General features: G+C 54.8%; 24 protein-coding genes. 14 read left to right on the forward strand and 10 right to left on the reverse strand.

The features are described from left to right. Positions 1–4: 4 nt before the first annotated feature. Complete coding sequence (locus AACY98_RS03515) at positions 5–517, forward strand: SMI1/KNR4 family protein (protein ID WP_339801675.1); 513 nt, start codon at positions 5–7, stop codon at positions 515–517. A gap of 84 nt (positions 518–601) precedes the next feature. Here the strand turns inward: AACY98_RS03515 and erpA are convergent, their stop codons facing one another. From erpA to rplM, 4 genes are all read right to left on the reverse strand, one after another. Next, the gene (gene erpA / locus AACY98_RS03520; protein WP_126980971.1) at positions 602–934 is read right to left on the reverse strand and encodes an iron-sulfur cluster insertion protein ErpA; all 333 of its coding nucleotides are present in this window, start codon (positions 932–934) and stop codon (positions 602–604) included. Positions 935–1,129: 195 nt separating this feature from the next. Next, positions 1,130–2,164, reverse strand: coding sequence for an N-acetyl-gamma-glutamyl-phosphate reductase (gene argC / locus AACY98_RS03525; RefSeq protein WP_126980943.1), 1,035 nt, complete (start codon positions 2,162–2,164; stop codon positions 1,130–1,132). A gap of 163 nt (positions 2,165–2,327) precedes the next feature. Continuing rightward, on the reverse strand, positions 2,328–2,720 hold the full coding sequence (gene rpsI / locus AACY98_RS03530; protein WP_126980942.1) for a 30S ribosomal protein S9: 393 nt from the start codon (positions 2,718–2,720) through the stop codon (positions 2,328–2,330). Positions 2,721–2,732: 12 nt separating this feature from the next. After that, entirely contained in the window at positions 2,733–3,161 is a 429-nt protein-coding gene (gene rplM / locus AACY98_RS03535) for a 50S ribosomal protein L13 (RefSeq protein WP_126980941.1), read from the reverse strand. Positions 3,162–3,658: 497 nt separating this feature from the next. On the opposite strand from rplM, the gene AACY98_RS03540 reads away from it, so the two are divergent. Both AACY98_RS03540 and AACY98_RS03545 read left to right on the forward strand, forming a co-directional pair. Beyond that, positions 3,659–4,381, forward strand: a complete 723-nt coding sequence (locus AACY98_RS03540; protein WP_339801679.1) for a GNAT family N-acetyltransferase — start codon at positions 3,659–3,661, stop codon at positions 4,379–4,381. Between the two features lie 93 nt (positions 4,382–4,474). Next, on the forward strand, positions 4,475–5,557 hold the full coding sequence (locus tag AACY98_RS03545; protein ID WP_339801681.1) for an ADP-ribosylglycohydrolase family protein: 1,083 nt from the start codon (positions 4,475–4,477) through the stop codon (positions 5,555–5,557). 229 nt (positions 5,558–5,786) lie between these two features. Here the strand turns inward: AACY98_RS03545 and AACY98_RS03550 are convergent, their stop codons facing one another. Both AACY98_RS03550 and AACY98_RS03555 read right to left on the reverse strand, forming a co-directional pair. Continuing rightward, positions 5,787–7,331 (reverse strand): DKNYY domain-containing protein, encoded by a 1,545-nt coding sequence (locus tag AACY98_RS03550; RefSeq protein WP_339801684.1) that lies wholly within the window; start codon positions 7,329–7,331, stop codon positions 5,787–5,789. A 176-nt stretch (positions 7,332–7,507) separates the two neighbouring features. Beyond that, positions 7,508–8,824, reverse strand: a complete 1,317-nt coding sequence (locus AACY98_RS03555; protein ID WP_339801687.1) for an XAC2610-related protein — start codon at positions 8,822–8,824, stop codon at positions 7,508–7,510. 105 nt (positions 8,825–8,929) lie between these two features. On the opposite strand from AACY98_RS03555, the gene AACY98_RS03560 reads away from it, so the two are divergent. From AACY98_RS03560 to AACY98_RS03605, 10 genes are all read left to right on the forward strand, one after another. Next, positions 8,930–9,601: a dienelactone hydrolase family protein gene (locus AACY98_RS03560; RefSeq protein ID WP_339801690.1), complete on the forward strand. Its 672-nt coding sequence runs from the start codon at positions 8,930–8,932 to the stop codon at positions 9,599–9,601. A 77-nt stretch (positions 9,602–9,678) separates the two neighbouring features. Beyond that, a complete protein-coding gene (locus AACY98_RS03565) occupies positions 9,679–10,140 on the forward strand; it encodes a MerR family transcriptional regulator (protein WP_239442517.1) in 462 nt (153 codons plus the stop codon). A gap of 166 nt (positions 10,141–10,306) precedes the next feature. Then, a complete protein-coding gene (gene argB / locus AACY98_RS03570; RefSeq protein ID WP_339801694.1) occupies positions 10,307–11,212 on the forward strand; it encodes an acetylglutamate kinase in 906 nt (301 codons plus the stop codon). Between the two features lie 89 nt (positions 11,213–11,301). Further along, positions 11,302–12,045 carry a pyrimidine 5'-nucleotidase gene (locus AACY98_RS03575; protein ID WP_339801697.1) on the forward strand — a complete coding sequence of 248 codons (744 nt, stop codon included), beginning with the start codon at positions 11,302–11,304 and terminating at the stop codon, positions 12,043–12,045. Positions 12,046–12,221: 176 nt separating this feature from the next. Further along, positions 12,222–12,818, forward strand: a complete 597-nt coding sequence (locus AACY98_RS03580) for a YqgE/AlgH family protein (protein ID WP_126980933.1) — start codon at positions 12,222–12,224, stop codon at positions 12,816–12,818. A 20-nt stretch (positions 12,819–12,838) separates the two neighbouring features. Beyond that, positions 12,839–13,261, forward strand: coding sequence for a Holliday junction resolvase RuvX (gene ruvX, locus AACY98_RS03585; RefSeq protein WP_126980932.1), 423 nt, complete (start codon positions 12,839–12,841; stop codon positions 13,259–13,261). Beyond that, a complete protein-coding gene (gene pyrR, locus AACY98_RS03590) occupies positions 13,258–13,782 on the forward strand; it encodes a bifunctional pyr operon transcriptional regulator/uracil phosphoribosyltransferase PyrR (RefSeq protein ID WP_339801703.1) in 525 nt (174 codons plus the stop codon). The genes ruvX and pyrR overlap by 4 nt, the downstream gene beginning before the upstream one ends. Continuing rightward, the gene (locus tag AACY98_RS03595) at positions 13,782–14,741 is read left to right on the forward strand and encodes an aspartate carbamoyltransferase catalytic subunit (RefSeq protein ID WP_404948044.1); all 960 of its coding nucleotides are present in this window, start codon (positions 13,782–13,784) and stop codon (positions 14,739–14,741) included. Before pyrR ends, AACY98_RS03595 begins: the two co-directional genes overlap by 1 nt. Continuing rightward, the gene (locus tag AACY98_RS03600; protein WP_339801706.1) at positions 14,738–16,033 is read left to right on the forward strand and encodes a dihydroorotase; all 1,296 of its coding nucleotides are present in this window, start codon (positions 14,738–14,740) and stop codon (positions 16,031–16,033) included. Before AACY98_RS03595 ends, AACY98_RS03600 begins: the two co-directional genes overlap by 4 nt. Positions 16,034–16,113: 80 nt before the next feature. Beyond that, positions 16,114–17,334 (forward strand): lysophospholipid acyltransferase family protein, encoded by a 1,221-nt coding sequence (locus AACY98_RS03605; RefSeq protein ID WP_339801709.1) that lies wholly within the window; start codon positions 16,114–16,116, stop codon positions 17,332–17,334. 21 nt (positions 17,335–17,355) lie between these two features. Here the strand turns inward: AACY98_RS03605 and AACY98_RS03610 are convergent, their stop codons facing one another. Then, positions 17,356–17,793 carry a hypothetical protein gene (locus tag AACY98_RS03610; RefSeq protein WP_339801712.1) on the reverse strand — a complete coding sequence of 146 codons (438 nt, stop codon included), beginning with the start codon at positions 17,791–17,793 and terminating at the stop codon, positions 17,356–17,358. Positions 17,794–17,843: 50 nt separating this feature from the next. After that, on the reverse strand, positions 17,844–18,149 hold the full coding sequence (locus AACY98_RS03615; RefSeq protein WP_339801714.1) for a cyclic-phosphate processing receiver domain-containing protein: 306 nt from the start codon (positions 18,147–18,149) through the stop codon (positions 17,844–17,846). Between the two features lie 98 nt (positions 18,150–18,247). On the opposite strand from AACY98_RS03615, the gene AACY98_RS03620 reads away from it, so the two are divergent. Then, positions 18,248–18,676, forward strand: coding sequence for a hypothetical protein (locus AACY98_RS03620; RefSeq protein ID WP_126980925.1), 429 nt, complete (start codon positions 18,248–18,250; stop codon positions 18,674–18,676). A 91-nt stretch (positions 18,677–18,767) separates the two neighbouring features. On the opposite strand, the gene AACY98_RS03625 is transcribed toward AACY98_RS03620, so the two are convergent. Then, positions 18,768–20,240: an NAD-dependent succinate-semialdehyde dehydrogenase gene (locus AACY98_RS03625; RefSeq protein WP_339801718.1), complete on the reverse strand. Its 1,473-nt coding sequence runs from the start codon at positions 20,238–20,240 to the stop codon at positions 18,768–18,770. A gap of 347 nt (positions 20,241–20,587) precedes the next feature. After that, the gene (locus AACY98_RS03630) at positions 20,588–20,899 is read right to left on the reverse strand and encodes a zf-TFIIB domain-containing protein (RefSeq protein ID WP_339801720.1); all 312 of its coding nucleotides are present in this window, start codon (positions 20,897–20,899) and stop codon (positions 20,588–20,590) included. Positions 20,900–21,129 lie beyond the last annotated feature (230 nt).

A 21,129-nucleotide genomic window follows, 5' to 3' on the forward strand; every position in this document is an offset into this window, starting at 1 on the left:
GAATATGGCGATCAGCTCAATTTGCTCAGCATTAAAAACACACCTGGAGGCCCAGGACAATCCGGTGGATATCGTCGGTAAGCCTTTGCGGGCATTGCCTGTGGCATCACCAGACGTGATTGACCAGTGCGAACACGCGCTCGGATTTGCCTTGCCGCCGCTTCTGAAAGCGATTTATCTGAATGTTGCCAATGGCGGCTTCGGGCCGGGTTATGGCATTGGCAGTGCGATGGGGCTGGTCGACTTGTACCGCTTTTGCATGGAGCCGGACCCGGCAGAACCACGTGACGAATGGTGCCCGACATGGCTGGCGTTTTGTGACTGGGGCTGCAATGTCCACTCGGTTATTGCATGCGCGCAGGCAGATTATCCGGTGTTTTTTTATGATCCGCTCTTGCTGCTGGATAATGAGGAAGCGTCACTGGCCTCCATTTATGAGTCAAGCCCAAAGCGTCCGCTTGCCCAGTGGTTTGAGGCGTGGATGGCAGGTACCGATTTCTGGCAGGTGGGTTATTGACCAGGCCGTAGCCGCTGGGCCCTTAACAAAAATGCCTGCCCTGCGTCAGCAGAACAGGCATTCGCTTGGTTGTTTATTCAGGGTTTAAACTGAAAAACTCGAGCCGCAGCCGCAGGTGGTGGTGGCGTTGGGGTTTTTGATGACAAACTGTGCGCCTTCCAGGCCTTCCTTGTAATCGATTTCAGCGCCGACCAAGTACTGAAAGCTCATCGCGTCAATCAGCAACTGGACACCGCCTTTGGTCAAAACGGTATCATCCTCGTTGGTGTCTTCGTCAAACGTAAAACCGTACTGAAAACCTGAGCAGCCGCCGCCTTGCACGAAAACGCGCAGCTTCAGGTTCGGGTTGCCTTCTTCGGCAATCAGTTCAGCCACTTTGGCGACTGCGCTGTCGGTAAATACCAGCGGGTCGGGCATTTGGCCAGCCGCAGGTGTCGGATCCAGTGTTTGTGCAGATGTATTCATTGAGTATTCCTTTCGTAGCCTGCAGGGGGTTACAGTACAACGCTACATGTACAGCAAGCTCTGCGGCAATGCCGCAGAATGCTTTAAAAGATGTAAATATATTACCAGTTATTAAGGTTAATTGCTTGATCGGCTGCCATTTACATATTACGGAAGAATGGGCACTTGCGTGAGCCCCATGGTTTCAGGCAGGCCGAACATCAGGTTCATACACTGAACCGCCTGGCCGGCAGCACCCTTGACCAGGTTGTCCTCTACCACCAGCACCACAACCGTGTCGGGCTGCGGCTTGTGCACGGCGATGCGTACAAAGTTGGAGGCACGCACCGAGCGTGTTTCAGGCGCTGAGCCGGCGGGCATCACGTCGACAAACGGTTCGTTGACATAGGCCGCTTCAAAAATGCTTTGCAGGTCGGCGGCTTGTCCGGCTTCGTTCAGGCGGGCATACAGCGTGGAGTGGATGCCGCGGATGGACGGAATCAGGTGCGGCAGGAACAGCACGTTGGCCTGCGGGTCAATACGGCGCAGTTGCTCATTGATCTCAGGGCCGTGGCGGTGCCCTTTGACGGCGTAGGCCTTGAAACTGTCGCTGACCTCGGAAAACAGGTTGCCGGTGCTGGCTTTTTTGCCCGCGCCCGAAACGCCTGAGGCACTGTTGGCAATCATATGCGCCGGGTCGATCAGCCTGCTGCGCAGCAGCGGGGCAAAACCCAGTTGTACCGACGTGGGGTAACAGCCGGGGTTGCCAATGACCCTGGCTTTGCGGACGTCTTCACGGTTCAGCTCGGGCAGGCCGTAAACGGCATCGGCCAGAATGTCCGGACAACTGTGGTCAATTTCGTACCATTTTTTGAATACATCAATGTCCTTGAGCCGGAAGTCTGCCGCCAGGTCAATCACCCGTACATCATTGGCGAGCAGCTCGCGCGCCTGCGCCATGGCCACGCCATGCGGGGTGGCAAAAAATACCACATCGCAGGCTTTCAGTGCCGGGCTGTCAGGCAGTTCAAACTTCAGATCCACATGCCCGCGCAGGTTGGGAAACATCTGCGCCACAGCCACACCCTGTTCGCTGCGCGACGTGATCACCTGCAACTTTGCCTGCGGGTGTTGGCTGAGCAGCCGCAAGAGTTCAACGCCGGTGTAACCGGTTCCACCTACGATACCAATGTTGACGGTCATGACTGTTACCTATGTTGCTTATTGTGACGTGCCCTATAAAGGGCAATCCATTTTTCATGGAGAGAAGTCTCCAATTGTCAGGCAATCAAAAAGCCACCGCAATGGGTGGCTTTTTTGTTGTGTATGCTGCAGCAGTATTTGTTGCAGTATACAAACAGCAGTATCAGCGTTTGCTGAACTGTTTGGCGCGACGTGCTTTGCGCAGACCGACCTTTTTACGCTCAACTTCACGGGCGTCACGGGTAACGTAACCGGCACGTGAGAGTTCAGACTTCAGGCCTGCATCATAGTCGATCAGGGCACGGGTAATGCCGTGGCGCACAGCGCCAGCCTGACCGGATTCGCCACCGCCGTTGACGTTGACCTGAATGTCAAACGCGCTTTCGTTGCCGGTAAGCACCAAAGGCTGTTTCACAATCATGATCGAGGTCTGGCGACCAAAATACTGTTCAATGGCTTTGCCGTTGACAACAATGTTGCCGCTGCCTTTTTTCAGGAACACGCGAGCGACACTGGATTTGCGACGGCCTGTGCCGTTATTCCATTCACCAATCATCTCTTAGGCTCCTTAAATTTCCAGCGGTTTGGGTTGCTGAGCGCTGTGGGGATGCTCTGCGCCAGCGTAGATCTTGAGTTTTTTGATCATCGCATAGCCAAGAGGACCCTTGGGCAGCATGCCTTTAACGGCTTTTTCCAAAGCGCGGCCAGGATGTTTGGCCTGCATGTCTTTGAACTTGGTGGCATAAATGCCGCCAGGATAGCCGGTATGGCGATAGTAAACCTTGTCTTCGGCTTTATTGCCGGTAACACGGAGTTTGGAGGCGTTCACAATGATGATGAAGTCACCGGTGTCAACGTGAGGCGTATAGATGGCCTTGTGCTTGCCGCGCAGTCGGTGTGCCACTTCGCTGGCGACACGTCCGAGTACTTTATCTGTTGCGTCAATCACAAACCAGTCATGTACCACCTCAGCGGGTTTAGCGCTGATAGTTTTCATGAATATCACTTTCAAAAGTGCGGTTTGGAAAAGCCCTTTTCCACGTTCGGTGTTCCTCTTAGTAAAGGCGGGAACCTCTTAGGTGGTGTTTCGCATCTAAACAAATTAAGCCGGCTTAAAACCGGGTCATTGCCTTGATGTTTATCCCCGCGGGACTTGGTTACGCTGGGAAAGCTTGGTATTTTAGCTGATTTTTGTAAATTTTGCCAGGCAAAAGAAACACCTGCTTTCACTGGCCGGGTCGCGGGGAAAGCCCGCCCGATTCGCCCGGCAAAAAGAAGGGGGCAAAACGGCCGGTTGGTCGTGACTGAGCTACCACAAAAAAGTATCAGGGAAAACCAGAGGATAGCTATTGGCGGTAGAATAAACCATTCCTGATTCGGGTAGGGCAACTAGGTAGTAAAGTGAAAGAAGTAAATTGGTACGGGGCCGATTGGTGGCGGCTTTTTGCAGGTGCGAAATGGACGGATGGTTTAACGCATTTTGAAAGGATGTTTATGACTGCCCCTGATGAAAAACATGATATGCCAGGGACGGCGGCGCAGGCGTTTGAGCCCAAACCCAGACAGGCGGCGACCATTCATGCGTTAACACCGTCGTATTTGGAAGACATTCGCAAGCATGTGCATGCACTCAATGAGCGCGACCGTTATATGCGCTTTGGTTTCCAGGCCACAGATGATCAGATTGACGATTATCTGGACAAAATCGACTTCAACCGGGATGATGTGTTTGGCGTGCTGGACAATGACCTGAATGTGGTCGGGGTGGCGCACCTGGCGTATGGTGCGGAAAACTCCTCTCCGCGCATGGCTGAGTTTGGTGTTTCGGTGAGTGCTGAAGCACGCGGGCAGGGCCTGGGCGGGCAGTTGTTTGCTTATGCTGCGCAGCGTGCACGACGCCGTGGCATTGATCAAATGTTTATTCACACACTGAGCAAAAACGTGGCGATGATCAAGATTGTCAAAAAAGCCGGGGCTGAAATTTTCCGTGATGGCGGTGAAATTGACGCATACCTGAACCTGCTCACAGAACCACAGGTGCATATGTGGATGGATATGCAGGCTGCGGCACAGGACCATGCCGCCCGGATGGACTACGGTATCAAGGTGGGATTGAAATTCCTCAAGGATATGTCTGCCATTGGTGGCAAAGACAAGGCGATAGCCATGTCCAAATCTAATCCCAATCCCGATGAGGGAAAGTCATCTGACCAGTAGATCCGTAACGGATGCTATTTTTAAAAACATCTGCGGCCTTGTTGTCTGATATGGATGCAAGGTCGTTTTTCATGGGGACGCATGAATTAACCGATGGATGCACAGGAGCGTTTTTTCGGCCTGCTGTCAGGCACCGCAGTTGCTGACAGCATAGGTTTACCCCGGGAAGGGCTGACCCCGCGCCGGGCCCAGCGGCTGTTGGGTGCTGCACCCTTGCGGCACAGTCTAATTGTTTTACCCGGACTGCGTATCGGCCTGTGCAGCGACGATACCGAGCACGCCTGGCTGACGGCTCAAGCTTTGGTCAGTTTGTCCGCCATGAATGAAAGCGAGTTTTCCGCAGGTTTGGCAAAGCGCCTCAAACGCTGGCTGCTCTCTTTACCGGCAGGGTGCGGCATGGCAACGTTAAAAGCCTGTTTACGGCTGTGTGTCGGGGTGGCGCCTGACAAGTCGGGGGTACGATCCGCTGGCAATGGTGCAGTTATGCGTGCACCGGTCATCGGTGCTTTTTTTGCTGATGACTGGGATATGCTGGCGTGTATGGTCAGATGTTCTACGGCAATGACCCATCGTGACGAACGCGCGCAAGAAGGCGCACTGGTAGTTGCACTGGCTGCAGCAATGGCTTATACGGCAAATGGCCTGCCTGTAACGGCGACGTCTTTTTTTGAGCGGGTACTGCCTTATGTGCAGGGAGCTGAACTGAAAGACAGGCTGCTGCAGGCGAAAGCCTATGTACAGGCACAACGTTCCTTATCTGATTTTGTCCAGTATCTGGGGTTGCAGAAAAAAGGCATTACCGGCTATGTCAACCATACGGTTCCGGCAGTGATTTTTACCTGGCTGCGGTATGGTGATGATTATGAGCAGGCCGTCACCCGGATTGTTGAGGCCGGTGGTGATACCGACAGCAATGCAGCGCTGGTGGGCGCGCTGATTGGCGTGAATCAGGGGGCTCAGTGTAGTATTCCGGCCTCCTGGCTGCAGGGCATGAAAGAGTGGCCTGCCGACACGGCTTTTTTACACCGCATGGCGCAGGCGCTGGCAACCAGACAGGCGTCTGCTGCATCCCGTGTCACTGTGCCCGAACTGCCCTGGCTGTTGTTGTGGCTGCGCAATCTGGTGTTTCTGGTTGTAGTGCTGGTACATGGTTTTCGGCGGTTGCTGCCTTTTTGAGTCTGCCAGCTTTGGCGGGGCCATAAGATGGCACTCATTCGCCAGGGCGTGTTAACACCGGTTCTAAAAATAGAGAATTGCTGCGAAGTAACTACATGTTTGTGAGCAAAAGCAAGAAAGGTTAGATGCTGGAACATCTAACCTTTTATCTGGTGGTTTTACCTGAACTTGATCGATGGTCTATTTTCGATAGGCATTAGATCCAATTGCGTTTTCATCATACAGACCCCTATGCAGCGACCCATCTCGTAAAAGCACCGTCTTCTGGCTTTTCTTCTATCAACAGTGGTTTACGCCAAACCTGTACTTTATTGAGCGATTCGCGTCGTTTTTCCTCCAAATCTGTGGCATTCAGCGCATAAGGTAATGCTTCCTTATACCCGCCGGAGTGCATGGGCTTACGTTCGCTCCGGTTATAAAAATAACTGCGGTCAAAACACATGCCTGCACTCTCAATCAATGAGGTGGGCAACACTGCATCTTCTGGAATGCATTGCAAACTTTCTGCATCCACCTGAACCTGTTCCACAGTGCCATCATCAAATACGTAATAAAGTGTATCTTCTGTCAGCAGGCATAAATGTTCTGTTTCTAAACATACCAGCCTTGCCTGGCCATTGACCACTTTACTCAAAGCAGGGCCAAAGTAACGACCAGGGAGGTAAAATCCTGTTTTATCGCGAAAAACAACCCTCCGATTTAATGCTGCATAGGTATCAAATGTTGGCGTATCGCCTCCGAACAGGGTCTCAAGGTTGCCGCTGCCTTGTGCAACATTTTTAAAGAAGTAGATGGAGTGGCCATCTTTATAAAATGACATTCTTCCACTTTGGGAGCGAACGTGTTCTTGATAGGCATAAGCCGTTGGCGAATTTGAATCAGTTGCCTCTGCATCATTGAGCCGCGTTAACTCCCCAGTGACATGCAATGCATAATTACCATGGCGGTCCATGACAAAACTTCCGGCGTAAGTCGTTGCCCCGCAACCGCTGATAGGAATACCATTAATATATTTCAATACCTGAAAAGTGTCTGCATCCAATGCCAACTGTTTGGCACGATAATAAATATGCCCGTTTGAAATAACAAAAACCCCTTGGATTACAAATGCGTCAGGCAGGGCATCTTGCAGGATTTCTCCCCGAAAATAAATATGCTTCGCATCGGAGTAATACCCATAGCCTATTTCATGAGCTGTTTTCGCATCCCCGGCTACTTTCTGTCCATACAGATAAATATGCTGGTCATCCCGTGCATAGTCATGATCGCTATGGCGAACACTCTGATAAAAAGGAAGCCATTCAAAATCCGCGCCGTTTGCGCCTTCCAGTAGTCGCCCATAGTAATAAACACGCTCTGCATCTTTCAAGTAGCCATCCCGTTTATTCATGTCCTCACGAGAAACATATTGATCGAGTCCATCAATCAAAGCAATCTGGCCAAAACGTTGATTCAGGAAGGCCGCCTGGGCCGGGTTTATGCCTGCCAGAACGCGCCCTTGATAATACACATGGTTTTTATCTAAAACATAGTCGCTAAAATACCACTTATTGGTAGAAGGAGGTTTTCCATCAAGGTGTGCTATTGATGCAGCGTCCGCACCTTCCACAAGTACAAAATCGCTTTGATCATGTGGTTTGCCAGCGGGCCTGTAAAAAACCTGTCCATCCCGGGCTTGATAACTTCCTTGAACGGGACCATCTTCTATACAAGAAGCCCATGCAGACACAAAGTACCCTAAAAAACAGCAAACAAATATCAGTATCTTTTTCATACTTTCCCGTTCCCCTACACACAAATGTTTGGCATATCTTCTTTCAATCCTGAATTTTCATTCTATTTGAAATTTCATGTTTAAATTTTTATCTATACAAAAAATTATGAGCAAGACAATACGATCAAGGCTATTTACTGACGTATCAATGCAGGAATGAAGCTGAGCTTTGGTTTTCACTCCCCGTCATGAGCTGCAAGCGGGTTGGCGTCCAGTTCAGCGGAGTGATCAATGTACCAGCCGATCCGGTGTGCATCTGTATCGTAATAGGGAATTTTGGGATACCAGTAGGATCTGCCATCACGCATTTCCTGCACCCATTCGTATGGGTAAGCTTTCTGGATTTGCCAGCCCTGGGGCGTCTGCTGCCAGATGACAATTTCAGGGGCGGGGGAGGAAATGAATTCGTCCTCACAGTCCTGCATGTCCTGTGGCTGGCCCGTGTATGTCAGGGTGCCGTCAGGGCGCTCAACGACCATGCGGGAAAATGCCAGCGTGCCTGTGTCGTGATCGTATTGTGGCGTGGTGTAACAGTAGCTGATCTGCCCATTACTGCGTACCGGCATAAAGTAGCTGCTTGCCTGATCAAACAGTTCAAGTTCAGGTTGGCCGTTGCGGGTCTGCCAGCGGTAAACATCAACACCATGTGATGTTGCACCGGCGCGCCAGAAAGAATAGATCTGCTGGTGCGTGCTGTCTATTCCGGGGCTGGTGACCATTTGCAGGCTCTGCGGCGCGTCTTCAAACAGGCCGGTCTGCGGGTTGTATAGCCAGTACTGGTAGGGAATGTTGGGACTGATGGGCAAGGAGGTTATGATCATCAGGTCGTCGTAGCCGTCAAAATTCAGGTCAGCCGTTTGTGGTGTATAGCCCGCGCAGGTGCCGTCTGATTCTGTTGCCAGTTCCTGTACAAACTCCTGCTCACGGTACAGGCGGATTGCGGTGATTGTGGGCGGATCATCATCGCATGCACGCGGGTCGGAGATACTGCCTGTCATCACGATGGCCATGCGGTAAGGCAGTCGGGGTGCGCCGGATGCAGGCTTTATCTCCTGAAAAAGCAGGGAGGAAGGCGTATTCGCTGCCTGCAATGAAATCAGGCGGCCGCCTTCTTGTGTTTGTGCGACAAGCCGCCATGTGGCAGACTGTATCTCGGTATCTTGCATGGTTTCAATGGTCAGGAGAATGTGGCCCGCAGAATCCCAGGTGCCCCTTACCAGGCCCAGGCCTTGCAAGAGGTTGACCGGTGCTGTCTGGGTTTCACATGACGTCTGGCGAGGCCAGAGCTGGCCCAGCACGTTCGGGCCAATCCGCTCCAGAAACAGGCATAATGGCTGCCCGTCTTTCTGCCCTTCAAACAGATGCCGACTGATGTTGTATTCAAAATCTCTTTGGTTGTTATCGCTTTCCTGGGCAGCGCTGTTGAAGGCGCTGGTCATGAGCAGTGCCACGCACACGAAAAGACACGGTAAAGAATGCAAATTGATTTTCATAGTATGCTTTCTCTTTTGACTTTAGCTTGATGGGTTTGATCATGCCGGCAATATGAGAAAATTCTGTGAAGTTTAGGTGAATTGTTAATGAAAAGGAATATTCATATGGGGGCTCAGATTCAGTTAACCGCAGCAGATGGTCATACATTTTCTGCCTATGTGGCCCAACCTCAGTCCGGCCAGGCAAAGGCCAGTGTGGTGGTGTTGCAGGAAATATTCGGGGTGAACAGCCATATCCGCTCGGTGGCAGACCGCTTTGCGGCAGCCGGCTATCAGGCCATTGCACCGGCGCTGTTTGACCGTATCCGGCCCGGCATTGAGCTGACTTATGAAGGCCCCGATCTGGAAAAAGGCCGTGCCTATAAAGCCGCCACCGATCCGGCAAAAGCGCTGCTTGATGTGGCTGCCGCGGTTGAGCAGGGGCGTGCGGTGGGCAAGGTTGGTGCCGTCGGTTTTTGCTGGGGCGGCCTGCTGGCCTGGATGGGTGCCAGCGAACTGGCTGGCCTGAGTGCTGCGGTGGTGTATTATGGCGGCGGTGTGCCCAATAATGCAGACTTGCAGCCCAAATGCCCGGTGCTGGCGCATTTTGGCGAACATGACAAACACATACCGGTAGATGCGGTAAAGCAGTTCGCACAGTTGCAGCCCGCGGTTGAGGTGCATATTTATGATGCCGACCACGGCTTTAATTGTGACCAGCGCGGTTCTTTTGATGCTGCTGCGTCGGCTTTGGCGTGGGAGCGTACGACAGCATTTTTGGCGGCACACCTGAAATAAAGGAATAGTTGTGTGGTTGACAGGCTCAGTTCACTCCATAGACGACGCGGGGTGCACTTGAGCAGGTAAGGAGCATCATGATGCGTATTAAGGAACTGGCACAGGCGGTTGGCACACCGGTGGAGACCATCCGTTATTACGAGCGCTCCGGCCTGTTGCCGCAGGCCCAGCGTTCGGAAAATAATTACCGCGTGTATTCCAAGGCAGACGAAGACCGCCTGCGTTTTATCCGTAACTGCCGTGCGCTGGATATGAATCTGGATGAGATCCGCGAGCTGATTACATTCATTGACCATGCCGAGCAGCATGGCGGAGAGCATGAAGACTGCAGCGGTATCAGGGCCATTGTGGCAGACCATCTCAACCACGTGCGTGAGCGCCTGCTTCATCTCAAAATGCTGAAGCGGCAGATGGAACATCTGTTGGCCGCATGTGACCAGCCGGAGCCAGCCGTGGCATGCAACATGGTGCGCCAGTTGTTTTCCGAGATGGGGGAGCTGACCCAGTCGGGGGCCGGGCACGGTGTGCATACCAGTTGAGCCATCCGGGCATGGCGTTTCGCAGATGTCACACTGGCAGCTTCGAATATAGACAACAACGTGCACAAGTGGGCAGTTTGTTCTTAAAATGTGAGCCATCATCGTTCGGGCCGCTGTATGGCTGACCTGTTGACGCCCCCTTAAGTTTTGTAAAGATGATACCCATATGACTGAAGAGCAATCTGTCGATCTTTCCGGCATTTCCCCACGGCACAAGGCTGAAATTCTGTCTGAGGCGCTGCCTTATATCCGCAAGTTTCATGGTAAAACCATTGTGGTGAAGTATGGCGGCAACGCCATGACCGATCCGGCGCTGCAGGCCGATTTTGCCGAAGACGTCGTGCTGCTCAAGCTGGTGGGCATGAACCCGATCGTGGTGCACGGTGGTGGCCCCCAGATTGAAGGTGCGCTGAACCGCGTGGGTAAAAAAGGCACATTTGTGCAGGGTATGCGGGTGACCGATGAAGAAACCATGGAAGTGGTTGAATGGGTGCTGGTCGGGCAGGTGCAGCAGGACATTGTCGGCCTGATCACCCATGCCGGGGGCAAGGCCATCGGGCTGACCGGGCGTGATGGCGGCCTGATCCGGGCCCGCAAGCTCAAGATGAAAGATCCCAGTGACGCCAATGCCGAGCTGGATATCGGGTTTGTCGGCGATATTGTTTCGATTGACCCGTCGCTGGTCAAGGCGCTGCAGGACGAAGCGTTCATTCCGGTGATCTCACCGATCGGTTTTGGCGAGCAGAACGAAAGCTATAACATCAACGCCGATGTGGTGGCGGGCAAGCTGGCCGAAGTGCTGCATGCCGAAAAGCTGATGCTGCTGACCAACACGCCCGGCGTGCTGGATAAGGACGGCAACCTGCTGACCGACCTGACCACCGGCAAGATTGATGAAATGTTTGCCGACGGCACGCTGTCCGGCGGTATGCTGCCCAAAATCAGTTCAGCGCTGGATGCCGCGCGCAATGGGGTGAAATCGGTGCACATCATTGACGGGCGTATCCCGCACGCGGTGTTGCTGGAGATTCTGACCGAACAGGCGTTCGGCACCATGATCCATTCTCGCTGATCTGGCGCAGGAACCGGCACCATCATTTCCATGCTGCTCTATACCGGATGCCTGGCGCTTGCCGTTTCTGTGGCGCGCGGAGCTGTGCAATGAGTGGCTGCTGCACCCGCTATCAGGCGGCAGCGTCCTGCAAAAATCAGCCGCCTGCGGCATTAAAGCGCAGGGTCTGGCTGTTTGACCTGGATGATACGCTGCACGATGCCAAGGATGCTGCCTTTGCCTACATCGACAAGGCGATGACGGCCTACATTGCGCAACATCTGAGTGTTTCCATACAACAGGCCGATGACCTGCGCCTGCGTTACTGGCAGCGCTATGGTGCCACGCTGACCGGGCTGGTGCGTCACCATGGTATTGACGGGGACCATTTCCTGTATGAAACCCACCTGCTGCCAGGGCTGGAGCAGCGTTTGCGCGTCGACCGGCGCCAGTTGGGGGTAATTCCCCGGCTGAAAGGGGAAAAATGGGTTTATACCAACGGCCCGCGTGCCTATGCGCTGCGTATCCTGAAGGCCGCAGGCATCAGCCACTGGTTTACCGGTGTCTGGGGCATGGAGCAGTCGCTATGGCTGGCACAATACCATCCCAAGCCCAGCCAGCAGGCGCTGCGCCGGTTTGTCGCGCATCTGAATATTTCCCCGGCACAATGTGTGCTGGTTGACGATTCTCCGGGCAATCTGGCGGCGGCCAGCCAAATCGGGTTAAAAACCGTGTGGATGTGCGGTTACCATGCCCCGGCTGAGCAAAGGGTGTTGCGGCGCAGGTTGAAAAACGTCAGTGCCGTCATCCGCGGGCTGGATGAGCTGCAAAAACAGGATTTCCACTGGCGTTAAATAGCTATTTCCGATGAGGAAAGTCGGATAGGTGGTATGCTGAGCCTGTTGTCAATCAACGCGCTGCGCCCATATTCCTGCCTGGTGGATTTTTTCCATGTACGCGAAGGCATCTGCTGTTAAAATTCCTCCCGTGGCATGCGCAAAAAGTGCCAGCGCTTTTTTGAGGAGTTCTCATGGGGGAATCCAGCCCTCTCGATCTGACCAACCATTTTCTGATTGCCATGCCCGGCATGCTGGACGATTCTTTTTCTCAAGGTATCATTTACCTGTGCGAGCACAATGCACAGGGCGCCCTGGGGCTGGTGATCAACAAGCCGGTGGATATTTCGCTGCAGCAACTGTTTGACAAGGTGGATCTGCCTTTGGCCGACATTTTGCTGCAGGACAACCCGGTGTATTACGGCGGCCCGGTGCAGACAGAACGCGGGTTTGTGCTGCACGACCCGATGATGCCGATCACCGACGACCGTACGCTGTCCTATTACAACGCCACCCTGCATGTGCCAGACGGTCTGGATATGACATCCTCCAAAGACGTGCTGGAAGACATTGCCACAGGCAAGGGGCCGCAGCGTTTTCTGGTGACGCTGGGTTATGCCGGCTGGGGTGCCGGCCAGCTGGAAGAAGAACTGGCGCGCAACAGCTGGCTGACGGTGCGTGCCAGCCCGGAAATTATTTTTGACACCCCGGCGCCAGACCGTTATGTGCGCACATTGGCTTTGCTGGGCATACAGCCTGAAGCACTGGTGGGGATTGCAGGACATGCCTGAAGCGTTAGGACCTGTATAAGATGGCGGAAAACCTTTTTTCAGCAACCCGTTTAACGCCACAGACCTTATTGGGATTTGACTATGGCGAAAAACGGGTTGGCGTTGCTGTGGGCAATACGCTGACGCAAAGCGCCAGGCCGCTGCAAACCATTGCCGCCACAGGAGACGCCCGCTGGCAGCAGATTGCCGGCGTTATCGCCGAGTGGCAGCCGCAACTGCTGGTGGTGGGGGTGCCGTTTCATCCTGACGGGGCCGAGCATGAAAATACGCTGCGTGCCCGCCGGTTTTCAAGGCAGTTGCATGGCCGCTTTCATTTACCTGTTTTCGAAGCCGACGAGCGCTACACCACGACCAGCGCCCATGAAATGGGCGCAACCGGGTTGCAGGCAGACGCGCAGGCGGCTGCACTTATCTTAGAACAATACTTAAGGAATCTGACATGAGCACATTGACGCTGGATGCGGAAGCACTCTATGCTGATTTGCTGCAGGCTGTGCGTGCACAGCTACAGCAAAAGCCGCAGACCTATCTGGTAGGCATTTATTCAGGCGGGGTCTGGCTGGCTGAGCGCCTATACCACGACCTGAATCTGAAAAATCCGCTCGGGGAGCTTTCCTCGGCGCTGCACCGCGATGACTTCAACCGCCGGGGGCTCGCTGCCATCAGCCACCCGACCACGTTGCCGTTTGAGGTGCAGGACGCGCACATCATCCTGATTGACGATGTGCTCTATACCGGCCGCACCATCCGTGCGGCATTGAACGAACTGTTTGACTATGGGCGGCCCCAGCAGGTATCGCTGGTGGTGCTGGTGGACCGGGGCGGACGCGAACTGCCGATTGAGGCCGAGTTCGCCGCTGCCAAAGTACGCCTGCCGGATGAGAAAACGCTGGCGCTGGCATGCAACGACGATGGGACCTTTGCCTTTGAAATTCAGAGTACCGCGCAAGGAGAAGCATCTTGATGAACAGAAGGGATATTCAATTCAATAAAAACGGGGAGCTGGTACACCTGCTGACCACAGATGGCCTGCCGCGTGAAACCATGACCCAGATTCTGGACACCGCAGCGGGGTTTGTCAGCGTGAATGACCGCGAAGTAAAAAAGCTGCCGCTGCTGCGCGGCAGAAGTGTGTTCAACATCTTTTTTGAAAACTCCACGCGCACGCGCACCACGTTTGAAATTGCCGCCAAACGGCTCTCGGCAGACGTGTTCAACCTGGATATTGCGCGCTCCTCCACCGCCAAGGGCGAAACGCTGCTCGATACGGTGGACAACCTGTGTGCGATGCATGCCGACATGTTTGTGGTGCGCCATTATGACAGCGGCGCACCCTGGCTGATTGCGCAGCATGTGGCGCCGCATGTGCATGTGGTCAACGCCGGTGACGGGCGCAACGCACACCCGACGCAGGGCTTGCTGGATATGTACACCATCCGGCACTACAAAAAAGACTTTACCAACCTGTCGGTCGCCATTGTGGGTGACGTGCTGCACTCGCGCGTGGCGCGCTCCGACATTCATGCGCTGCGCACGCTGGGCGTGCCCGATATCCGGCTGGTGGGACCCAAAACGCTGGTGCCGGCCGACATGGCGGCCATGGGTACGCGCATCTGCCATTCGCTGGAAGAGGGCATACGCGATGCCGATGTGGTGATTGCACTGCGGCTGCAAAACGAGCGCATGAGCGGCGCGCTGCTGCCATCCACCGGTGAATACTTCAAGACGTATGGACTGACGCCCGAACGCGTGGCGATGGCCAAACCGGACGCCATTGTGATGCACCCCGGGCCGATCAACCGCGGAGTGGAAATACACTCCAGCGTGGTCGATGGCCCGCAGGCGGTGATTTTGTCACAGGTAACGTTTGGTATTGCAGTACGTATGGCGGTGATGTCTATCATAGCGGGGAACGAGGCATGAATATCCTGATTCAAAATGGCCGGGTGGTGGATCCGGCGTCTGGCCTGGATGTGCAGCAGGATGTTGCAATTGCATCCGGAAGAATTATCCACATGGGGCGTGTATCGCCCGAGTTCAAGCCCAACCGGGTGATTGACGCCACCGGCCTGGTGGTGGCTCCCGGCCTGGTTGACCTGTGCGCCCGCCTGGGAGAGCCCGGTCATGAACACGAAGGCATGCTGGAAAGCGAGCTGAAAGCGGCTGCTGCCGGTGGCATCACCAGTGTGGTGTGCTCACCGGATACCGACCCGGTGCTCGATGAGCCGGGGCTGGTTGAAATGCTCAAGCGGCGCGCACGCAAACTGAGCTATTGCCGCCTGTTTGCGCAGGGTGCGCTGACCAAAGGCTTGCAGGGCGAGGCGCTCACAGAAATGTCGGAGCTGACTGACGCCGGCTGTATTGCATTTGGTCAGGCCGATACCCCGATTGTCAGCCTGGAGGTGCTGCTGCGTGCAATGCGTTACGCCGCCACTTTCAACTACACAGTCTGGCTGCAGCCCACACATGCCCAGCTTGGCGGCGGCGTGGCGGCCAGCGGTGCCCTGGCAACGCGGCTGGGGCTTTCCGGCGTGCCCTCAATTGCCGAGACCATTGCGCTGTACAGCATATTTGAGCTGGCCAAAGCCAGCGGCGTGCGGCTGCACATCAGCCGTGTATCCAGCGCGGCCGGGGTGGAACTGGTGCGGCAGGCCAAAGCGCAGGGGCTGCCGGTCACGGCCGATGTCAGCATCAACTCGCTGCATCTGACCGATGCCGATATCAAAGACTTTGATGCCGCCTACCGTGTTTATCCACCACTGCGTCAGGCGGCGGACCGCCAGGCTTTGCGTGATGCGCTGGCCGAAGGTGTGATTGACGTGCTGGTGAGCGACCATACGCCGGTGGATGCAGACCTGAAAGTGCTGCCTTTTGCCCAGGCCCAGCCTGGTGCGGTGGGGATGGAGCTGTTGCTGGGGCTGGCGCTGCGCTGGGCCAAAGAGGAAAAACTCAGCATGGCTGATGCGCTGGCACGCATCACCTGCATTCCGGTCAAGGTGCTTGGAAAATCGCTGGGCTCTCTGGCGGCTAGTGCCGGGCAACTGACGGAAGGGGGCGTGGCCGACCTGTGCCTGTTTGACCCGGACAAGGAATGGAAAGTGGACATGGCCGGCATGGCAACACAGGGCAAGAGCACGCCGTTTGCCGGGCAGACGCTTACCGGCCAGGTGCAGATGACCATTGTGGCCGGCCATATTGCCTATGAGCGCGGTTAACGGTGCATAAGGGGGTGGCATTTGCAATTATTCTTCCGTGCGCTTAATATGCAGCCTGTCGTTGAAAATGAGTGGACAGAGTGAATTATAAAAAGCGCCCGGTGCTAACCTCTTTGTGGAAAATCCTGCTGGTTCTGGGGTCGATGTTCAAAGTGGTCTGGAGGATCCTGTTTCATTTTGAAAAAATGGATATCCCGGCCCGCCAGGAGTACATGCGCCGCTGGGCGCTCAATATTCTGGGCATTCTGGGCGTGACGCTGGAGCGGCAGGGCGTACCGCTGGCAGATCAGCGTTGCCTGCGGGTTTCCAATCATGTGTCGTGGCTGGATATTCTGGTGTTGTATGCCTGTTCGCCGTGCCGTTTCATTGCCAAGTCGGAAGTGGAAGGGTACCCGCTGATCGGGCGCATGGCCAGAAATGCCGGCACCTTGTTCCTTAAAAGAAGCAGCATCAAAGATGCCATCCGCATGTCGCGGGAAATCAGCGAGGCATTGCTGCAAGGCGACTGCGTGGCTTTTTTCCCGGAAGGCACCACGGACAATGGTGCCGGGCTGCTGCCTTTGCATGCGAGCCTGTTTGAAGGCGCCATCGCGGCCCAGTGCCCGGTGCAGGCGGTGGCGCTGCGCTACCATACCTCGCAAAGCCTGCGGCCGTCGCGCGACGCCGTGTATGCCGGGCCCGACAGCATGCTGGGAACCTTGTGGCGCATTATCCGCAATGGTGACATCAAGGCGCTGGTGGTGGGGCTGGAGCCGATGCCGGTGACGCAGCAGGATGAGCGGCGCAGCCTGACCGCACGCGTGCAGCAGCAACTGGAAGGTGTGCTGTTTGAACTGACCTACCAGGCCCGACTGCCCGATTTTGCCGTGCCGGAACAGCCGGTCAAATTGTATGCGACGCAGGTGTTTACGCCTGTAGTAAGCGAGTCTGAGCAGCAACAGCGGTTCTGGCAGGATATGCATTTACTCGTCACCACAGGGCGCGATAGCGCGCAAAAACTGCAGGCCAATGGTGCCAACCGCGATGCATTGCTGGACTTAAGGCAATCGTTTAATGTATTCAAAGGCGCCTGTCAGGTTATGGGCCATGCGCCGCAGGCACAGGCGGCACAGGTGTGCGAGCGCAGCATGGACGAGTGGCTCAGCAACAAAAAAGCGGCAGTACCCACTGCATTGCCCCAGTTTGCCCTGTGGGCGCTGGAGCAGTTTGAAAACTGGCTGCAATGTGCTGAGCAGGGGTTGCCTGATGACTGGCAGGGCGATGCGTTTGAGCCGGCGGCACAGGCCGCCAAAGCCGTTTAAAGAACTACCTTACCGGATCGGTTACGCTTTTTGAGCGGCTTTCCAGCCCCGGTGAGCCTGTGAGATGTAAGGCTCAATCCGGTCGTAATTCTCCCAGTTGTCTTCCACATGGTAGACCGAAGGCAGAATGCGTGAGAGCGCCTTTTCATAATCGGCGATATAGCCTTCATTCGGGCTGTTGTTGTCATAATAAAAGCGGGTAAAGGCCAGCCCCTCATCACTGAGGTCTTCCTCGATGAATTTTTCGTCGCAGACTTGCATGAGAAAGTCGCGCCCGGTCATCTGCCGGCTGCGTACGGCGTCAAGCTCTGCAGCAGCTTCTTCCTGCAAAAAAGTGCTTTCAAGGTGGTGATGGATGAGCCACGCCAGAAACATGCCAATGTGTGTGCCGCCATTTTCATCCGGCAGGTCTTCAGGATAATCGCCGCCGTAATGCCAGTCCATGCGGTCAATTGACATGATGCTTTCCTTTTTGCTGTATGGGTTATGGGTAAAAGTGCCTGATTTTATCAGGGCTGCTCTAGTTGGCGTTTGATGTTCAGAATGCTCTGCACGGCTGCTTCCATTTTGGAGCGGGCCGAATAATTGGCTGAATGAATGGTGATGCTGGGGGGCTGAAACCCGTGCAGCGCCACAGCCTCCTCAATCCACAGCAGCACATCATAACCGGTGCCGCGCTCGTCATCGCCCAGGTCATGGTCCAGGCTGATGTCGGTGACCTGCCCGGTTTTAAGCAGCGCAATGGCCTCTTCAGGCCAGGCTACCAGAATCCAGTCCGGTGGCGGAGTGCGCAAATCATCAAGAAAAACTTTCATATCAGGGAATTAATACATGTTTTCAAAAGGGAGGTATGAATATGGAAGGTTCATGCAAGTACAATACCTTTTTCTGTGTATCAAGGCAAGAGGTTTTCATGAGTTACAGCGTGCACATTACGCGCAGGGGTCAATGGTCAGAGCAGGGCGGGCCGGACATTACGCTGGATGAATGGGTGACGCTGGTACAGAGCGATCCGGACATGCGCCTGGGCGGAAGCCGGCAGTGGAAAGACGACCACGGGAAAAAAATGTCGGATGCGCCGCAGGGGCTGGCGTCATGGCAGGCGTACTCACGCAACCAGTCGGGCGGCCAGCCGGTATGGTTTGAGTATGTGAGCGGCAATGTGCAGGTGATCAACCCGGACCAGGAAGTGATGGGCAAAATGTGGCAACTGGCGCAAAAGCTGGGGGCGCGGATTCAGGGTGATGATGGCGCCTGTTTTGACGCACAGGGTAACGAAATACCGCCGGACAGCACAACACCGACAAAACCATGGTGGAAGTTCTGGCAGTTTGATGATTGAGTGCACGCCAGGCCTGGCCGGCCATCACATAAGGCCATGAACAGCAAAAAGGGCGCATGATGCGCCCTTTGCCATTGCTGCTAAGGCAGCATCACGACTGGATATCGCCCATGCACAGGTATTTGGTTTCCACATAGTCGTCAATGCCCTGACGGCCGCCTTCACGCCCGAGCCCGGACTGCTTGACGCCACCGAACGGAACTTCTGCGGTGGAAATCAAACCGGTGTTAATGCCCACCATACCGTATTCCAGCGCTTCGGCTACACGCCAGATGCGGCCGATATCACGGCTGTAAAAATATGAAGCCAGGCCGTAAATGGTGGCGTTGGCCTGGCGTATCACGTCGGCCTCATCGGTGAATTTGACCACAGCGGCGACCGGGCCGAATGTTTCTTCCTGCGTGAGGATCATGTTTGGTGTGATGTCGGCCAGAACCGTCGGTGCAAAAAACTGGCCTTCAATGACTTGGCCGCCCGCCAGCACGCGCGCGCCTTTCTGGGTGGCATCTGCAATGTGCTCGCTGACTTTTTTGACGGCTTTGGCGTCGATCAGCGGACCAACCTGCACACCGGCTTCAAAGCCGTTGCCAACCTTGACCTCTTTGGTTTTCTCCGCCAGCAGTTTGACAAACTTGTCGTAAATACCGGCCTGGGCATAAAAGCGGTTGGGTGATACACACACCTGCCCGGCGTTGCGGTATTTGGCTGCCAGTGCGCCGGCTACGGCCGATTCCAGATCAGCATCATCAAACACAATGAAAGGCGCGTTGCCGCCCAGTTCCAGCGAAAGCCCTTTGATGGTGGAGGCGCATTGTTTCATCAGGATGCGCCCGACCTCGGTGGAGCCGGTAAAGCTCAGGTGGCGCACGGTGGGCGATTCGCACAGCACGGCACCCACTTCGGATGAATGTCGGGTGGGCAGAATATTGATGACACCGGCCGGAATGCCTGCACGTGCAGCCAGTTCCACCGCAGCCAGCGCGGTCAGCGGTGTTTCGCCAGCGGGTTTGATGATGACGGTGCAACCGGCAGCCAGCGCCGGAGCCACTTTGCGCGTGATCATCGCAAGCGGAAAATTCCATGGCGTGATGGCAGCGCACACCCCGACCGGCTGGCGGATAGCGAGCAGCCGTTTGTTGCTGTCGTGGGTGGGAATGGTTTCCCCATAAACACGGCGGCCTTCTTCGGCAAACCACTGTACAAAAGAGGAGCCGTAGCTGATTTCGCCTTTGGCCTCGGCAAAAGGTTTGCCCTGCTCAGCCGTCATGATGCGGGCCAGGTCATCGGTATTTTCAACCAGCAGGGCATACCATTTGTGCAGTAACTGGCCGCGTTCACTGGCGGTGAGCTTGCTCCATTGGGTAAATGCCTTGTCCGCCACTTCAATCACGTGTGCAGTGGTTTTGGCGTCAACCGATGTGACATCCGTCAGCTTGAGCCCGGTTGCCGGGTCCATGACCGGGAAAGTTTCATTGCCACTAACCCATTTGCCATCAATAAAAGCCTGGGTTTTGAGTAAAGAGCCGTCTTTCAGCGAAGCGAGCGGCGATACATGGGTGTTCATAATGACTCCTTGATTGAATGCAGTACGCCATATTTTTCAAAACCGGATGGGCTGTCTGGCTGTGCCTGCTGCAAGGTGATCATGCCGTACGCTTGAAGGCAGTGGTTTGATGCACAGCAAACCGCCGTGAAAGTCTGTGCGGCAACGGGGGCGCTCCATCCATGGGCGCATGACCGCACGATACACAATGGTTTTGAATATGGTTGACTTCAACCTTGATCGTACGCCGATCGCAGAATCTTGACCACCGCAGGCTTAAAAGGCAGTGATTACAGAGCTGTTAATCTGCCGGAATTTGCTGGAAATTTGCCGGACGGAATGCATGCTCTGCTGCCGCTGGGTTCGGGTTACAGATCGGCCAGGCTGCCTAAAAAATCCCAGATATCACCGCCTGCTGCCTCACCAATGTCTGCAATGGCTGATCCGTCAAGGTCTGTTGGCAACGTGTCGGCTTCATCGGATGCGTAGTCTGTGCCCAGATCAGTTTCATAACTGTCGCCATCACCATCACTGTTGCGGTCAGCGGTTTCCCTTTCGATGATTTTCTGCAACTCATTTTTATCCAGCCAGATACCATGACATTGCTCGCAGTGGTCAATTTCAATATCCTGGTAGTGGGCAACGGCAAGTTGAACGCTATGGCAACGGGGGCAAAACATCGCAGCTCCTGTGTCGTATGGTGGGTGTGCTTGCACCCGATGTAATTGCTGCCCATGAACCCATGGCCTGGGCTGAAAGTGCCGGGAAATGCAGCACAAAGTTAATTATGAAAAATTGTATGTGTACAAAGCTTGCTTTAGCCGTTTATTCACCTGTTTTTCTACGGAATTCCGAAATATGGCGTTACAGCAGGCGTGCAGATGCGTTTCCCTACTCTGGAATATAATTA

This window comes from Saezia sanguinis, from assembly GCF_963921665.1.
Classification (GTDB): Bacteria; Pseudomonadota; Gammaproteobacteria; order Burkholderiales; family Burkholderiaceae_C; genus Saezia; species Saezia sanguinis.

Excerpts from the sequence above, each read along its gene's own strand:
- erpA (WP_126980971.1), bottom strand. The coding sequence starts at position 934 with ATGCCCGACCCGCTGGTATTTACCGACAGCGCAGTCGCCAAAGTGGCT.
- AACY98_RS03625 (WP_339801718.1), bottom strand. The coding sequence starts at position 20,240 with ATGAACACCCATGTATCGCCGCTCGCTTCGCTGAAAGACGGCTCTTTA.
- AACY98_RS03610 (WP_339801712.1), bottom strand. The coding sequence starts at position 17,793 with ATGTCAATTGACCGCATGGACTGGCATTACGGCGGCGATTATCCTGAA.
- AACY98_RS03560 (WP_339801690.1), top strand. The coding sequence starts at position 8,930 with ATGGGGGCTCAGATTCAGTTAACCGCAGCAGATGGTCATACATTTTCT.
- AACY98_RS03595 (WP_404948044.1), top strand. The coding sequence starts at position 13,782 with ATGAACAGAAGGGATATTCAATTCAATAAAAACGGGGAGCTGGTACAC.
- AACY98_RS03565 (WP_239442517.1), top strand. The coding sequence starts at position 9,679 with ATGATGCGTATTAAGGAACTGGCACAGGCGGTTGGCACACCGGTGGAG.
- argC (WP_126980943.1), bottom strand. The coding sequence starts at position 2,164 with ATGACCGTCAACATTGGTATCGTAGGTGGAACCGGTTACACCGGCGTT.
- AACY98_RS03540 (WP_339801679.1), top strand. The coding sequence starts at position 3,659 with ATGACTGCCCCTGATGAAAAACATGATATGCCAGGGACGGCGGCGCAG.
- AACY98_RS03620 (WP_126980925.1), top strand. The coding sequence starts at position 18,248 with ATGAGTTACAGCGTGCACATTACGCGCAGGGGTCAATGGTCAGAGCAG.
- argB (WP_339801694.1), top strand. The coding sequence starts at position 10,307 with ATGACTGAAGAGCAATCTGTCGATCTTTCCGGCATTTCCCCACGGCAC.
- pyrR (WP_339801703.1), top strand. The coding sequence starts at position 13,258 with ATGAGCACATTGACGCTGGATGCGGAAGCACTCTATGCTGATTTGCTG.
- ruvX (WP_126980932.1), top strand. The coding sequence starts at position 12,839 with ATGGCGGAAAACCTTTTTTCAGCAACCCGTTTAACGCCACAGACCTTA.
- rpsI (WP_126980942.1), bottom strand. The coding sequence starts at position 2,720 with ATGATTGGTGAATGGAATAACGGCACAGGCCGTCGCAAATCCAGTGTC.
- AACY98_RS03575 (WP_339801697.1), top strand. The coding sequence starts at position 11,302 with ATGAGTGGCTGCTGCACCCGCTATCAGGCGGCAGCGTCCTGCAAAAAT.
- rplM (WP_126980941.1), bottom strand. The coding sequence starts at position 3,161 with ATGAAAACTATCAGCGCTAAACCCGCTGAGGTGGTACATGACTGGTTT.
- AACY98_RS03515 (WP_339801675.1), top strand. The coding sequence starts at position 5 with ATGGCGATCAGCTCAATTTGCTCAGCATTAAAAACACACCTGGAGGCC.
- AACY98_RS03615 (WP_339801714.1), bottom strand. The coding sequence starts at position 18,149 with ATGAAAGTTTTTCTTGATGATTTGCGCACTCCGCCACCGGACTGGATT.
- AACY98_RS03630 (WP_339801720.1), bottom strand. The coding sequence starts at position 20,899 with ATGTTTTGCCCCCGTTGCCATAGCGTTCAACTTGCCGTTGCCCACTAC.
- AACY98_RS03580 (WP_126980933.1), top strand. The coding sequence starts at position 12,222 with ATGGGGGAATCCAGCCCTCTCGATCTGACCAACCATTTTCTGATTGCC.
- AACY98_RS03555 (WP_339801687.1), bottom strand. The coding sequence starts at position 8,824 with ATGAAAATCAATTTGCATTCTTTACCGTGTCTTTTCGTGTGCGTGGCA.
- AACY98_RS03550 (WP_339801684.1), bottom strand. The coding sequence starts at position 7,331 with ATGAAAAAGATACTGATATTTGTTTGCTGTTTTTTAGGGTACTTTGTG.
- AACY98_RS03600 (WP_339801706.1), top strand. The coding sequence starts at position 14,738 with ATGAATATCCTGATTCAAAATGGCCGGGTGGTGGATCCGGCGTCTGGC.
- AACY98_RS03545 (WP_339801681.1), top strand. The coding sequence starts at position 4,475 with ATGGATGCACAGGAGCGTTTTTTCGGCCTGCTGTCAGGCACCGCAGTT.